We start from the raw sequence: 15,717 nt of genomic DNA, 5'->3' as shown, positions 1-15,717 counted from the left end.
AACTACATGCTGTCGAATCCGCCATTTGGTGTGGATTGGAAGAAGATTGAAGACGATATTAAATCTGAGCATGAGCAAAAAGGCTTTGATGGTCGTTTTGGTGCAGGTTTACCACGTGTGTCGGATGGTTCTCTCTTGTTCCTGATGCACCTGATGAGCAAGATGCGTCAGCCAGATGCCGAGCATGAACAAGGCAGTCGTATTGGGATTATTCTCAATGGTTCTCCCCTCTTTACAGGGAGTGCAGGCAGTGGCGAAAGTGAAATTCGTCGTTATATTTTAGAAGCTGATTTGTTAGAAGCGATTATCGCCCTACCAACAGATATGTTCTATAACACAGGCATTGCCACCTATGTTTGGGTACTCAGCAATAAAAAAGATGCCGAGCGCAAAGGCAAAGTACAGCTCATTGATGGTAGTAACCTGTATAGCAAAATGCGTAAGTCGCTTGGCTCTAAACGTAATGAAATGAGCGAAGACGATATTGCCCTAATTACACGCACATATGGCAATTTTGAGGTGATGGATGCGCGTGAGCTGGATAAACCTGCCGATGTAAAATCGAATCGTGGTCGTCAATCTGCTAGCCCTAAAAATGAAACGACTAAAACCTTCTCAAGCAAGATTTTTAACAGTTATGAATTTGGCTACCGCCGTGTGACCATTGAGCGTCCTTTGCGTTTGTCCGCTCAGGTGAGTGATGAGGCTGTTGCATCGTTACGTTTTGCACCTAAGCCCTTTAATGCAGTCATGCAAAAGCTATATGAGCAATACGGTACTACATGGACAGTCGACAGTTATGGCGAGCTTACTGAATATGAAACCGAAATTCGCGCGCTGATTAAAGCTGAATTTAGCGAACTGAAAGAAAAAGACATTAAGACCGTACTTGAACCAAAATTATGGTTAGAGCAACGCACTTTATTGACCAAAGCCCAAGCCTTACAAGCCAAAATTGGCACGGCGCAATATGATGACTTTAATGTCTTTGATGAGGTACTCAAGCAAGCTTTAAAAGATGCCAATATCAAGCTTGAAACCAAAGAGAAAAAGCAATTTATTGATGCCATTACATGGAAAAATGCCGATGCTGAGCCTGTAGTTAGTAAAGTGGTGAAAGGCACTGAAAATCCGCTTTATGGTCAGTTTAGCTGTAAAGGCAAAGTGGTTGAGTTTGTACAAGATGGTGATTTACGTGATGCGGAAAACATTGCGCTTAATCCAAGTGTCAGCACCACTGATTTAATAGAGTCTTATTTTAAACGTGAAGTACAACCGCATGTGCCTGATGCGTGGATCAATGCTGATAAGCGTGATGCACAAGATAATGAAATTGGCATAGTGGGTTATGAGATTCCGTTTAACCGTCATTTTTATGTGTATGAACCTCCACGAAATTTAAGCGAGATTGATGCGGATTTGGATGCGGTGAGCCGTGAAATTATGGCACTTCTTCAAGAGGTGCATTCTTAATGGCGAAATATCAGAAATATGCTGAGTATAGAAATACTGACAATCAGTGGATCGATCAGATTCCAAGTCATTGGAGTGTATCAGCATTAAAGCACGTGTTAGCTACACCTATGACAGATGGTCCTCATGAAACTCCTATTTTTGTTGATGATGGAGTTCCATTTGTATCAGCTGAAGCAGTTTCAAGTGGTAAAATTGATTTTAATAAAATTCGTGGTTTTATCACCTCTGATGATGATAAGAGATTTAGTCAAAAATATAAGCCAAAGTTGCATGATGTTTATATGATTAAGTCGGGTGCTACAACTGGTGTAACAGCCATTGTAGAAACTGAAAAAGATTTTAATATTTGGTCGCCACTTGCTGCGATGCGATGTAAGCAGTCTTTTGAACCATATTATTTGCTGAATTATTTGAGGTCAGATCCTTTTCAAAAATCGGTACAATTGAGTTGGACATTTGGAACACAACAAAATATAGGGATGTCTACGCTAGAAAATCTACCTGTATGTATTCCGCCTTTGGCAGAGCAAAGAAAAATTGCATCATTTCTAAGTTATGAAACCGCAAAAATTGACAGCCTGATTGCCAAACAAGAAAAGCTGATTGAACTGCTTAAAGAAAAGCGTCAAGCGGTGATTAGCCATGCCGTCACCAAAGGTTTAAATCCTGATGTAAACATGAAAGATTCAGGGGTGGAATGGTTAGGGCAAGTGCCTGAGCATTGGGAAGTTATAGCCATATCCAAAGTAACCCAAAAAATTACTAATGGTTATGTTGGACCTACTAGAGATATTTTAGTAGAAGAAGGTATTCCGTATGTACAAGCAACACATATCAAAAAAGGGAAAGTGAATTTTGATAATGCTTATTTTGTACGAGAACAATGGAGTAAGGATCATGCTAAATCAATCTTAAAAAAAGATGATGTATTAATCGTTCAAACGGGTGCAGGAACTGGTGATGTTGGATTAGTATCTGAAGCTGAGGAAGGTTTCAATTGTCATGCTTTAATTATTCTGCAACCGAAGAAACAACAATTATCGGGAAGTTATTTAGCTTATTCTCTTCAATCAGATTATGGATATGCAACTTTATATTCAATACGTACAGGTGGTATGCACCCTCACTTGAATTGTGGTGAAGTGCAATTTGTCAAAATACCTGTACCACCTTTAGATGAACAAGTCGCTATTACTAATTTTATTCAGAAAAATATTCACGAATTTGATCAATTGATTGAAAAAGCTAAGTCAGCCATTGAACTTATGCAAGAGCGCCGTACAGCCCTAATTTCCTCTGCGGTGACAGGCAAGATTGACGTTCGCAATTGGCAAAACCCCAACCATAACAACAATGAGGCGAATACGGAGCTTGGCGCATGAGAAAGGATGCAACCTTAGAAACGGAATTCCAACAAGACATCATTCGCCAAATGCAGTCGCACGGTTGGCAACTTGGCTCAGGTACAGGCTACAACCGAGAAAAAGCCATTTATACCCAAGACCTATTGGGCTTTGTACAACGCACTCAAGATAAGGAATGGCAGAAGTTTAAAGGCATTTTCCCTAATGACACCGAACGCCATTTTTTAGACACGGTAGAAGCGCAACTGAAAAAAGCTGACATTAACGCCACAGATGCCCAATCCCGTAGTTATGGCACCTTGGGCGTGTTGCGTCATGGCATTCGTACACGTGGCTGTCGTTTTTCATTTTGTCAGTTTAAACCCGAACATGGCTTAAACCCTGAATTGAACAAACGCTACAAACAGAATATTTGTCGTGTTGTGCCAGAACTTGTTTATAGCCCATACGCCAACAAAACCGAGCTCGAAGCCACAGGAAAACAAGCTAAAAAATGGCGTATAGACCTTGTGCTGTTTATCAATGGCTTTCCTGTGGCAACTATGGAACTTAAGTCTGAGTTTAAACAAGCCGTGCAAAATGCCATGGCGCAATACCGCAAAACGCGCTTACCGAAAGACCCTGAAACCAATAAGCCTGAACCTTTACTGATGTTTAAACGTGGTGCATTGGTGCATTTTGCAGTCAGTCAGTATGAAGTCTATATGGCAACTCACCTCAATGGTGATAGCACGTATTTCTTACCATTTAACAAAGGCACTAAAGACCAAGGCGCAGGCAATGACATTCCTGAAAATATCAATGAATACGCCACAGGCTATTTATGGAATGAGGTTTTAACGCCTGATCGCTTGCTGAATATTATCGGCAACTTTATTCATCTACAAATTGAAGAAAAAGAAGATTGGGAAGGCAAAAAATACAAAAAAGAAAGCCTGATTTTCCCACGTTATCACCAATGGAAAGTCGTGACCCAATTGGTTGAGGATTCCTTAAAGGAAGGCACAGGACAAAAATACCTGATTCAGCACAGTGCAGGTTCGGGTAAATCTAACTCGATTGCATGGACGGCGCATCAGCTTTCTAGCCTATACGATGCCAATAATAAAAAGCAGTTCGATTCGGTGATTGTGGTCACAGACCGCACCATCTTAGATGCACAGCTACAAGACACCATTCATCAGTTTGAACATGCTGATGGTGTGGTGGGTCGGATTAATAACAAAGAAGGTGACGGCTCAAAATCGGAGAAATTGGCGAAAGCTTTAGAGATGGCACAGCCAATTATTATTGTCACCATTCAAACTTTCCCATTTGTCCTACGTGCGATTGAGAACAGCACAAGCCTGAAAGAACGTAAATACGCTGTGATTGCCGATGAGGCCCATTCATCACAAAGCGGTTCCACGGCGCGTCAGCTTAAAGAAACCTTAATGGTGGAAGAACGTGCTGAAGATGACAGCCTATCCACAGAAGATATGCTCGATGCGGTGATGGCATCACGTAAAGGCAGTGAAAATTTAAGTTTCTATGCCTTTACTGCAACACCAAAGGATAAAACCTTACAGCTTTTTGGTCGTGTGCCTGATCCAAGCATGCCACCATCAAAAACCAACAAACCTGAGGCTTATCATGTCTATTCCATGCGCCAAGCCATTGAAGAAGGCTTTATTTTGGATGTACTGAAAAACTACACCAACTATAAAGTGGTTTATCAGCTGAAGCAGAAGATTGAAGAAAAAGACGATACGGTCGATGCCAAAAAAGCCAAAATGAAGCTCAATCAATGGGTGCGCTTGCATGATTACAACATCTCGCAAAAAGTAGCGGTCATCATTGAGCATTTTAAAAAGAATGTCATGGGCTTACTCAATAACCAAGCCAAAGCCATGGTGGTGACTAGCTCACGTAAAGAAGCTGTACGCTATAAACAAGCCTTTGATAAGTATATTACTGAGCAGAAATACCAAAACATTCAAGCGATGGTAGCATTCTCAGGTGAAGTCGAATTTAACGAGAATGATTCAGATAGTAGCCATTTACTTGGTCAAAAGTTCACTGAAAGCAATATGAACCCGAACCTCAAAGGTCGTGAGATGCGTAAGGCATTTGATAGCGATGATTTTCAGGTGATGATTGTGGCGAATAAGTTCCAAACAGGCTTTGACCAACCGAAACTGTGTGCCATGTACGTGGATAAAAAACTCGGTGGTGTGGAGTGTGTACAAACGCTCTCTCGCTTAAACCGTATTTATCCAAGCAAAGCGCAAACAGGTACATTTGTATTGGACTTTTTTAATGAACCACAAGACATTTTAGATGCTTTCCAACCGTATTACCAAACCGCAGAACTGGCAGATGTATCTAACCCTGACCAAGTATATGACTTGTTCGAAAAACTGAAATCGGCGGGGATTTTCCTATGGACAGAGGTTGAGCAATTTAGCGAAGTCTTCTATGCCAAAAACAAATCACCTGCAGCGGTGGCAAATATCTGTAAGCCTGCTTTACAACGCTGGGAGCTACGCTATAAACAAGCAGTGAATGATTATGATGTAACTAAAAACAGATTGGAGATTAGCAAACGCACCAATGAGCCTGTTTTAATTGCCAATGCTGAAAATGAATTTGTGGATGCAAAGAAAGCACGTGATGCCTTGGAAATCTTTAAAAAGGATTTGGGGAGCTTTAGCCGTTTCTATGAGTTTATGTCACAGATCGTAGATTACGATGATAAGGAATTAGAAAAGCTGAGCCTATACGCACGTGCCTTACGTCCAATGTTACGTGAACAAATTGCCGATGAAGATGCGATTGACCTCAGTAATGTGGAAATGACCCATTACCGCTTGTCTAGGCTACGTCAGCAAGATATTCAGCTACAAGCCGATAGCACTGAGCATAAGTTAGAACCTGCCAATGATGTGGGTACGGCGAAGGCGAAGGATAAGAAAGAGGATTTCTTGTCGCAAATTTTACGCCGTGTGAATGATTTATTTGTGACGGATAACCTGACCGATCAAGACATGATTAATTATGCCTATACCGTTGCAGATAAGATGGCTGAAAACGTCCGTATGATGACACAGATTCAAAATAACCCACGTGAACAAGCCATGTTAGGCGAGTTTGATACGGCGCTTGATGATGCAGTACTAGATAGTAATTCAGCGCATATGGAGCAAATGACACAGTTGATGAGCGATCCTGCGAAGATGAAGCAGTTTGCTCATATTATTTATGATGTGTTGGTGAATAAGCAGAGATAATATTCTAATTAATTAGTCTTTAGAACGTTTTAGAGTATCGACTGATTACAGTTGTGGTCAGTTTTAAGTTGATGAAAAAATTTAGTGAAAGAAAGGTTTATGACTAGTTCGGAAAAGCTATTAGCGTTGTATGATGAAATTATTGTTAATAGATATATTGATGGAAAAGATGCCATGCAAGAATGGCATGACAGATATAAAAGTTTTATTGAAACTGTTCAAGCTAGAACAGTAGAAATAAAAAAAGGCAAAAAATTAGATTATGACAACGGTGATCAAGAGTTTTTAGATCATTTTTTTATTTCAAATAATCCTGTTTCGTCAAGGGGAAGTAACCCAATTTCAGATGAAGACCTTAGAGCCATATTGAGAAGTAATGATTTTATAGACTTAATAGAAGAAACTATGCTCAATCCAAATAAAAAATCATGGGTTACGTTAATAGAAAAAGGGAAAAATATATTTAAAAGAAATCATTTTGATAATCAACGATTGCGATTTAATCGTATAAGTGCTTCATGCACGAGTAATTTAATACCAATGCCTTCGGAAAATGCGTTTAATAAATTTGTTAAATATTTAAATGATAATGCAATTCTAGATTTCACAAATATTGAGAAAAATTGGTATGCACAAAACGAATATTTAACAAAGGAAATCCATGAAATTTTTAGCAACAAAATTTTAGATGAAAATGATTTTACCGATGAATATTGGCTAAACTTATTTGCGTGGTCACTTTACGATAAAAAAGTAAACCAAAGTGAAAGTGATTTGAAAGATACCGAAACAAAGCCAAATACAGGAACTAAAAAAATGGAAAACTCATTAAATCGTATTCTATTTGGTGCAGCTGGTACGGGCAAAACTTACAATACAATTAATCACGCATTATCAATTTTAGATCCAGAGTATGATCTACAATTAGATCGCAAAGAATTAAAAAAACGATTTGATGCTTACAAAAAACAAGGTCGCATTAAATTTGTAACATTTCATCAAAGTTTTAGTTATGAAGATTTTGTTGAAGGGATTCGTGCTGAAACGTCGGATGATGGGCAATTAAGCTATGATGTAAAAGCTGGTGTTTTTAAAGAGCTTTGCGAGGATGCCCAAACAGAAATAGACGTAAAGCAAAATAATGCATCTGCACCGATTGAAGCGAGCATCAATAGTGCGATTGATCAACTTATTGCTCAAGCTAAAACAGAGGAAATAATTTTTCACACTAAACGTGGCGTAGAAATTAAAGTATCAAGTCATTCTGCAGGTACTTTAGTTGCACTTACATCAACAGGGAGTAATGTCCCATTATCTATTAGACATATTCGTAACTATTTGAAGATTCAAAGTGACATGCTTGTAGATCAAAAGAGTTATGAATGGGCTATTGCAAATTCTTTACGTTCAAAAGTTAAATTCACAAACTCTGTTGAAAAAGTAAATCCTTATGTTCTCATTATTGACGAAATTAACCGTGGCAACATCTCACGTATCTTTGGTGAGCTGATTACTTTAATTGAAGATTCTAAACGTCAGGATGCTGAAGAACAGTTATCAGTAATCTTGCCCTATTCCAAAAAAGAATTTTCAGTACCAAATAATGTCTACATCATTGGCACAATGAATTCATCAGATCGTTCTTTAACAGGTTTAGATGTTGCTTTACGTCGTCGTTTTACCTTTATTGAAATGCCACCTAAGCCAGAACTTTTAAATGATGTGACAGTGAACGGTTTGAATATTGGCAAACTTTTAGAGGTTATAAATCAGCGTATTGAAGTACTTTTAGATCGGGATCATTGTATTGGTCATGCGAATTTTATGTCATTAAGCAATGAATCAAAATTAGGTGACCTAGCTCAAATATTTAAACAAAAAATTATTCCACAATTACAAGAATACTTCTTTGATGATTGGGCGAAAATCAACATGGTATTTAATGCTAATGGTATGTTGAAATCTAAACCTGTTGAACGTTCAATATTATTTCCAAATGTAAATAATGAATCAGAAGAGTTCTTTGAGGAACAAAAAACATGGCAATTGGTAGATACAGCTTTTGATTCAATTGCTAGTTTTAGCAAAATTATCACGCATTAATCGGGGATCTATATGCCTGATTTTACCATCCGAGAATATGCCTTTATCAGCGGTGCTTATGAAGGTTGTCCTACGTCTAGCTTAGATCATGCTTATATTCCTGAAAAAGCATTTGAACATCTGTGTAAGCTCTCAGCTACTTTCTCTAAGTATGGTACGAAAGTATTTGAACTCGCAGGACGTAGAAAGCTAAAGCTCGACCAGTATGTGGGTGTAATTGAAACACCGTGTGGTACACGTATAGAAATATTACCAAAGCATGTAGAGTTGAGTGGAGAAAATGATCAAGCGGTTATTTTAGAGGAGCGTAAACTCCTGCAAAAAATGCTGATTGTATCTATGCATTTACCATATAGAGAAGCAGGAAGTGCCAATTTAAACCGCTTTAAAAACCAACCTTTGCATGAGTGGATTATTACTCAATTCCTCGTTTCATTTGAGCGTTTAGTGCAATGTGGTCTGCGTTTTGACTATAACCGTGTGCAAGAAGAACAAAAGTTTTTACGTGGACAATTACAGCATGTTAAATACATGCGTCAGTCACCTGCAAAGAAGCACATATTTCCGATTGAGCATGATGTTTATGAGTTAAATCGTCCAGAAAATCGTTTGATTCGTACGGCATTGGAAATGGTCTGTAAAAAAACCAATGATGCGAACAATTGGAAATTGGCACAAGAACTACGTCTGATGACCAGTGAAATTCCACGAAGTCAAAAGATTCAGCAGGATTTTAGACAATGGCAATCTGGTCGGTTGCTTGCACTATATGAGGAAATTAAGCCATGGACAGAGTTGATCTTGGGTGAATATTTACCTGTTTCTACTCACGGCAACTGGCGAGGTATGAGTTTATTATTTCCTATGGAGAAGCTGTTTGAAAATTATGTTGCTTATCATTTACGTCGTAACTTAATTCTTTGGAATGTTAAAACTCAAATATCGAGTCAACATATATGTTTTTACGAAGAGCAACCTATTTTTAGATTAAGACCAGATATTCATATTCAACATAAAGAAACAAATCAAATTATTGTCTTGGACACAAAGTGGAAATTGATTAACCAAAATGATCGAACTGGACGTTTTGGGTTGAAGGATGGTGATATTCAACAGATGTTTGCTTATAGTCATTATTACTTACAGCATTCTAGTCAGGTTATTTTAATTTATCCTCAGGTGAAACATTTTGATAATGAGTTGGAGTTTAAATTTAATGTTGAATGTGATAAAGCCCTTTTAAGAGCAATTCCGTTTCATTTGGATGAACCCCAAAAAATATTAGATTATTTGCTTGATTAGGTCTGCTTTAAAATGATTGAATAAATTTCAAGTAGCAACAAGTAATTTGTATCCCTACTTGTATCCCTGTATTTTTATATAAATTTTAATCATTAAATAACAATGTCTTATTAATTTAGTTCAATTGTCGCCATCCTTCCAAAACATGGCAAAATATGCCAAGTTTTACAGACAAAAGGCTTGAATCTTAAGGGTTTAAGCCTTTTTTCTTGCCTAAACATAACCAAACATAGCTAGCTATAGTGTACATGCACCGTGTACACTGTTATGTACATTGCAATATTTATTGAACTCACTGGTATACAAGCCTTGAAAAGAACAGATATTAAACGCCGTCGCTTAAAAGCTTTTAATAACTTGATATTTAATGGATAAAAAACAACCTATTTTCTTTGACATTTTCTTTGACATTTTCTTTGACATTTTCTTTGACATTTTCTTTGACATTTTTCCAAATAAAATTTGACTAAATATATGAAATCAAATATTAATACTTTGACATTTTCTTTGACATTTTCACTGACAAATTATGCCAGAACAAAGTAAAACTTGGGTAGATGATACCACTCTTAGAGTTATGACATATAAGTCAGGCTCTTTTACATTTCAGTTAGGCTTTGAATTAAATAATGTTCAAGCCATGTTAGATAGAGTAAATGACTCACAAAATCGCTTTAATAAAACCCCTAGTCTTTCTTTAATTATTGACCAAGTCCAAGAAAAAGTACTTGCTAGTAGTATTTATAGTACAAACACTATTGAGGGTGGCCAATTTACAGAAAAAGAAACAGCAGATATTTTAAAGTTAGATCCGAATACTATTCAAAAATCAGAAGAAAGAAGGCTAACCAACTTAAAAGAATCTATTGAATGGATTAAACGATTTAGTTCAAAGCAATTAAGCCCTACAAGGGGAAAAGCTTTTGAACTTTCAACGATGTTCCAACTACATACACTTGTATCTCAAAATTTAGAAGATCAACATAATCCAGCAGGACAGTTAAGGAATAATCAGCCATTCCAAAAAACAATCGTTGGTAATGATACTCATGGGGGAACTTATAGGCCACCTAAATGTTTAGAAGATATTGAATATTTAGTTCAAGCGTGGGTAGAGTGGCTGAATAGTCCTCATATCATCAATCAACCCGTCGTTATTCGTGCGTGTTTAGCTCATTATTATTTTGAGTTAATTCATCCATTTTGGGATGGTAATGGTCGTACTGGTCGTTTGATTGAAATGTTTATCTTAGAACAATCAGGATATGGATTTAGTTCTTCTGCGATATGGAAATATTATCAAGTCAATATTCATGAATATTTTGCGTTATTTAATCATTGTCGAAAACAAGCAGATAAAAAGCTGGAGAATCCTAACCAGCTATTTATTGACTTTGTGCTTAAAGGAATGTTTGAAATTATTGAATATTTACATGATGAAAGTAATAAATTAATTGAATTTCTGCTGTATCAAACAGCGCTGAATAGTGCCAAATTTAGTAAGAAAATTTCTGATCGACAATTTAATTTGATCCATAACTTAATGAGAGCTATTGGGGAAAATAGTAAGTTTTTATCTAAAGCTGATTTATATCGAAACCCACAAATTCAGATATTATATAACGGTAAAGTTGAAAGAACGTTTTATCGCGATGTGGATAAATTAATTGAGTTAAATTTTTTATCTGAGCAAGATGGACTCATTCTCATCGGTAATGGATAACGAACCGTTGAAGCTCACTTTATTCTAAGGACATTTTGTGAACAATTTTTTGACATTTTATATATAGATCAACCTGAATTGAGTTTGATTTCATACAGATATTTATGATAACCAAATAACCTAAACACGCTCTACAAATAAAATACCATCTAAATGATCAACTTCATGTTGTACAATTCGAGCAGGAAAACCACTAAATTCCTGTCTTATTTTTGCACCGGTTAAAGTAAAATACTCTACTGTAATCTGTTCAGCTCTCTCGACTTGCCCTCTCTCATTTGGGACACTCAAACAACCTTCTTCACCTAAAACGACTTGCGTTGATTTCTGAATAATTTCAGGATTAACCATGGTTATTGCATCCATTTCAGGTGCATCTGGATAGCGTGGATTTGCACGAGAAGCTACAATAATAACTCTCTTAGAAATATAGACTTGTGGTGCTGCAATTCCAACGCCATTGCGATCTAACATAGTTGCTTGCATTGCATTAGACAGCGCTTGAAGCCAGTCACTTGAAAACTCAGCGTCAGCGACTGGTGTAGCAATCAGATTTAAAATTGCTTCTCCACGTTGAGCCACTGGTAAAATTGTCGTCATTTTTATATATTCCAAAATCTTGTAAATATAATTTATAGTATCTAATTAAAGACACTTTTGACTCAATGCAAATCATGTATTTTATCAAAAAAATATTAAGCATCAAAAAACGATAGTATTGTAAAATTTAAAAAAACTTTAATCTTTAAAACTTATAAGCATTTAACACTTTGAGGGGCAAATCATGAACAGTACTCAACTATTATTCGGTGTCCTCTTTGGATCTATTGGTTTAGGCTATTTTATTTATGGGAAAAAACAAAAAATTGTCGTTCCATTTATCGTTGGTATTTTACTGATGACTTATTCTTATTTTATTGAAAATACAATGCTTTTAGTTGGTATAGGCACTATTTTGACAATATTACCTTACTTTATTCGCTTATAATACATGTACTTGCTTTACACGATTTCTAGATAATGTCGTACTTGATTTCGGCCACTGCTCTTTGCAAGATACAATGCTTGGTCAGCTAGGCGGACAATATTTTCATGATTATTCTTCTCTTGATTTCCTATCGCTATCCCTAAACTTGCAGTAATACTGATAGACAAATCATTATGAACTTGAATCTGAGTTTTTTCTATTTGATGGCGACAGCGCTCTGCAACCTCTTTCACTGTATCTAAATTATCCTCATTCAAAATTAAAATAAATTCTTCACCACCAAAGCGTCCGACCATATCTTTATGGCGAATATTTTGACCCAAAATTGATGCTACACGACGTAATACACGATCGCCTATATCATGCCCATAACTATCATTGATTGTTTTAAAATGATCCAAATCTAATAATATAATCGAATAAGATAATTCATGCTTATCTAGCAGTAAAAGTTTCTCAGAAATACTTCTTCGGTTATAGACATTGGTTAATCCATCTTTTTCACTAATTATTTTAATTTCTTGTTCTCTATTACGCCATTGGGTCAACAGTATTTCAAATAAAACTGTGCATACAATAAAAATCGGCATATATAAAAAGGCCATACTCCCTATCCAAAAGGTATTTTTATAAATATTACTGGTGTTTAATTTCTCACTAAAAACAGGTGCATAGCCAATTTGATTGGTCGCACTTAAATAAATCAAATAAAGCAAAAATAATGTTGAAGGAAAAATAACGATATAAATGAATTTGCGCTCTATAAATAAAAACCCCAATGACACAATACTAATATAGCCTCCGATCGTTGTAGGACTGGTAATTCCTATAGAAAATGCTGCATGTATATACAACACGGTAAAAACCGAAACGACCAACATTGGCGTAATTTGATTGAGAAGCTTGTTATGGCGAAATTTATGGAGAACAACTACACTTATAACCGTAATAATGATGGTGATACTAATTTCAGTAATTCGTTGTAGCATATAGTCAGGACGAATCCATTCACGAACTTCTGGTGTCAAATAACTATAAACGCACCACAGCCACCATACGACTTGATCTAATCCAGTTAAAATTAAAATGAATAAACTTTTATCAAATGTACTCCAATTCATCATCATTCCTTGTGGAACAATATTTAGCAACTTTGCCTTGATGGACTGGAAAAAGGTGAGCTTCATAATTTTATATACTAATTTTTAAGATCTTTATTCAATAAGGAATAATATTAGCATTTATATTTCTTTTTTATAGTATTTGTCTATTTTTTCTAAATGTGAATAAGATATTTATCAAACTCAATCCTCAGACCAGTTTTACTTCTTATATTTGTATTTGCAAAACTGAACAATGTCCCACACCAACAAAGTATTTCGACACATTAAAACTTTTAGAATTAATTTAATTTTTTCATTCAGCGTCAACAAACTCGATACAAGCAATTTAAAGACTCACTATCACTCATCTGTTCGATAAGAATAAAATTCACATAAAAATCAGAAACTTTTGAAATCAAGTTAAGTACAAATTATGATCACCCCAATATACTTTAACCCGACAAAACTTGGATTTTACATTGCTAAAGAGATATTCCATGTCTAATACATATAAATAATGTCAAATCATGCAAGTTGAAAACTCAAGTATTTTTAAGAAAAATCAAACACACTAAAGAATCATTTTCGTTCTAATTTAAGATGTACACCCATTAAAAATGTGAACCAATTATCATATTTAGATATTTTCAAATAATTTATACAGGAGGACTAAACTAGCTAGTTCACTTTTTTTTTGTTAATTCACTCACTAGAGTATTTACTCTTAATTTTTATATGTTATTTTGTAAAAAGAAGTAACTTTGGGTTATTTTTAGACATTTAGATCGCTTCTAGCTTATTCATTAAGCGCTTCAAAATATTCATTTTATTATATTAGGGAAAAATTAAAATGAAATTAAAAAATTTAACGATCGCACTGATTGCAGCAACAGTACCAACAACAGGTGTGTTTGCAGCTGCATTAGACCGTTCAGGTCAATCTATTTCAGCATTTCTTCAACCAAACAACTATTTTGAAGCTGGAATTTCTGTTTTAGATCCAACTGTTGAAGGTAAAGAAGCAGGAACTAGTGAAAGCCGTAAAAACATTGGTGATATGGGTGATGATTATTATTTCCCATCTGCAGCAATCAAACTTCAATTAGCAGATAAAGTTTCATTCGGTTTATTATATGACCAACCTTTTGGTGCAGATGCGGCTTATCATGGTGATAACGTATTCGTATCAAATTCATCAAATACAATCTTAGGTTCAGATTCAATGGCTGCAATTCGTACTCGTACGATTGAAAGCACATTTAGTGGTTTATCAGCTCAGCAACGTGTTGGTGCATATCTACAATCTCAAAATGTTGATTTAACAACTGCTGCGGGTCAACAGCGATTAGCTAATACATTAGCAGTTTACAATGCAGATGCAGCAACTAAAGCTGCAATTGATGCAGGCGTTAAACAAGGCGTAACTTCACGAGTTGATGCAGGGATTGCACAAGCAAATTCAACATTAGGTAAAGGAAATACTAAGGTTGAAGTTGATACTCAAAACTTGTCTATGATTTTCGGTTATCAACCAACCAAAAACTTTAACGTATATGCTGGTGGTGTTTACCAAACCATTAAAGGTAACGTAAGCCTACGTGGTCAAGCATACAGCCTATACAATGGTTATGATGCTAGCATTAAAGAAACAGGTGGTACAGGTTGGTTAGCGGGTGCAGCATTCCAGATTCCTGAAATTGCATTAAAAGCATCTGTGACTTATCGTTCTGAAATTGATCATGATGTTGATGTTGATGAATCACTTTCAGCACTTGGTGCATTATCGCTATTAGGACCAACGGGTGCTACAACTGCGGCTAATATTGCAAATGCAACTGGTAAAACAACGATTACCACACCTCAGTCTGTTAACCTTGATTTCCAAACAGGGATCATGGCAAATACTGTTGCTTTTGCTAACTTACGTTGGGTGAACTGGAAAGACTTCTCAATTCAACCATTAAAATTTGGTAAAGTTTCAGAAGCTGTTGGCGGGTTAATTGGTAAACCAAATGGCTTTAACTTAGTTGAATATTCAGATGATCAATACACTGCAACTGTAGGTGTTGGTCGTAAGTTGAATGAACAATGGGCTGGTAACGTTTCTGTAGGTTGGGACTCTGGCGCAGGTAATCCTGTGACAACTTTAGGTCCAACAGAAGGTTATTGGAATGTTGGTTTAGGTGTTCAGTATAGCCCTACCCCATCAACCTTTATCGCTGGTGGTGTTAAGTACTTCTGGTTAGGTGATGCGAAAGCTCAAACTGGCGCTCAAGCAGGTACAAATCAATATGTTGCTGACTTTACTGACAACAACGCACTCGCTTATGGTTTAAAACTTGGTTATAGATTCTAAGCATTTATAATGATAAAAAATCCACACATGTGG

The 15,717-nt window shown here is 36.2% G+C and carries 10 protein-coding genes; 8 read left to right on the top strand and 2 right to left on the bottom strand.

All coding sequences use genetic code 11. The annotated features are described in order from the left end of the window. From GGG_RS0116685 to GGG_RS0116660, 6 genes are all read left to right on the top strand, one after another. Nucleotides 1–1,473, top strand: a 1,473-nt coding sequence (locus tag GGG_RS0116685) for a class I SAM-dependent DNA methyltransferase (protein ID WP_010116912.1), incomplete at its 5' end; no start/stop codon positions are given. Then, nucleotides 1,473–2,858 (top strand): restriction endonuclease subunit S, encoded by a 1,386-nt coding sequence (locus tag GGG_RS20505; RefSeq protein WP_010116911.1) that lies wholly within the window; start codon nt 1,473–1,475, stop codon nt 2,856–2,858. The genes GGG_RS0116685 and GGG_RS20505, both read left to right, overlap by 1 nt. After that, complete coding sequence (locus tag GGG_RS0116675) at nt 2,855–6,109, top strand: type I restriction endonuclease subunit R (protein WP_010116910.1); 3,255 nt, start codon at nt 2,855–2,857, stop codon at nt 6,107–6,109. Before GGG_RS20505 ends, GGG_RS0116675 begins: the two co-directional genes overlap by 4 nt. Nucleotides 6,110–6,208: 99 nt before the next feature. Continuing rightward, nucleotides 6,209–8,212 carry an McrB family protein gene (locus GGG_RS21405; RefSeq protein WP_010116909.1) on the top strand — a complete coding sequence of 668 codons (2,004 nt, stop codon included), beginning with the start codon at nt 6,209–6,211 and terminating at the stop codon, nt 8,210–8,212. Between the two features lie 12 nt (nt 8,213–8,224). Further along, nucleotides 8,225–9,514 (top strand): McrC family protein, encoded by a 1,290-nt coding sequence (locus tag GGG_RS0116665; protein ID WP_010116908.1) that lies wholly within the window; start codon nt 8,225–8,227, stop codon nt 9,512–9,514. A 529-nt stretch (nt 9,515–10,043) separates the two neighbouring features. Beyond that, nucleotides 10,044–11,237, top strand: coding sequence for a Fic family protein (locus GGG_RS0116660; protein ID WP_029574656.1), 1,194 nt, complete (start codon nt 10,044–10,046; stop codon nt 11,235–11,237). A gap of 120 nt (nt 11,238–11,357) precedes the next feature. Here the strand turns inward: GGG_RS0116660 and def are convergent, their stop codons facing one another. After that, nucleotides 11,358–11,837 carry a peptide deformylase gene (gene def / locus GGG_RS0116655; RefSeq protein ID WP_010116905.1) on the bottom strand — a complete coding sequence of 160 codons (480 nt, stop codon included), beginning with the start codon at nt 11,835–11,837 and terminating at the stop codon, nt 11,358–11,360. Between the two features lie 184 nt (nt 11,838–12,021). Here def and GGG_RS0116650 point away from each other — a divergent pair, with 184 nt between their 5' ends. Then, on the top strand, nt 12,022–12,225 hold the full coding sequence (locus GGG_RS0116650) for a hypothetical protein (protein WP_010116904.1): 204 nt from the start codon (nt 12,022–12,024) through the stop codon (nt 12,223–12,225). A gap of 14 nt (nt 12,226–12,239) precedes the next feature. On the opposite strand, the gene GGG_RS0116645 is transcribed toward GGG_RS0116650, so the two are convergent. Then, nucleotides 12,240–13,346 carry a GGDEF domain-containing protein gene (locus GGG_RS0116645; RefSeq protein WP_029574655.1) on the bottom strand — a complete coding sequence of 369 codons (1,107 nt, stop codon included), beginning with the start codon at nt 13,344–13,346 and terminating at the stop codon, nt 12,240–12,242. Between the two features lie 832 nt (nt 13,347–14,178). On the opposite strand from GGG_RS0116645, the gene GGG_RS0116640 reads away from it, so the two are divergent. Continuing rightward, nucleotides 14,179–15,684 (top strand): long-chain fatty acid transporter, encoded by a 1,506-nt coding sequence (locus tag GGG_RS0116640; protein ID WP_010116902.1) that lies wholly within the window; start codon nt 14,179–14,181, stop codon nt 15,682–15,684. The last annotated feature ends 33 nt before the right edge of the window (nt 15,685–15,717 follow it).

It is taken from the genome of Acinetobacter sp. P8-3-8 (genome assembly GCF_000214135.1).
Classification (GTDB): domain Bacteria; phylum Pseudomonadota; class Gammaproteobacteria; order Pseudomonadales; family Moraxellaceae; genus Acinetobacter.
The sequence above is the reverse complement of the archived record's forward strand: the minus strand, read 5'-3'. Positions and strand labels throughout refer to the sequence as shown.

Coding starts and splice junctions, on each gene's coding strand:
- GGG_RS20505 (WP_010116911.1), top strand. CDS start 1,473: ATGGCGAAATATCAGAAATATGCTGAGTATAGAAATACTGACAATCAG.
- GGG_RS0116675 (WP_010116910.1), top strand. CDS start 2,855: ATGAGAAAGGATGCAACCTTAGAAACGGAATTCCAACAAGACATCATT.
- GGG_RS21405 (WP_010116909.1), top strand. CDS start 6,209: ATGACTAGTTCGGAAAAGCTATTAGCGTTGTATGATGAAATTATTGTT.
- GGG_RS0116665 (WP_010116908.1), top strand. CDS start 8,225: ATGCCTGATTTTACCATCCGAGAATATGCCTTTATCAGCGGTGCTTAT.
- GGG_RS0116660 (WP_029574656.1), top strand. CDS start 10,044: ATGCCAGAACAAAGTAAAACTTGGGTAGATGATACCACTCTTAGAGTT.
- def (WP_010116905.1), bottom strand. CDS start 11,837: ATGACGACAATTTTACCAGTGGCTCAACGTGGAGAAGCAATTTTAAAT.
- GGG_RS0116650 (WP_010116904.1), top strand. CDS start 12,022: ATGAACAGTACTCAACTATTATTCGGTGTCCTCTTTGGATCTATTGGT.
- GGG_RS0116645 (WP_029574655.1), bottom strand. CDS start 13,346: ATGAATTGGAGTACATTTGATAAAAGTTTATTCATTTTAATTTTAACT.
- GGG_RS0116640 (WP_010116902.1), top strand. CDS start 14,179: ATGAAATTAAAAAATTTAACGATCGCACTGATTGCAGCAACAGTACCA.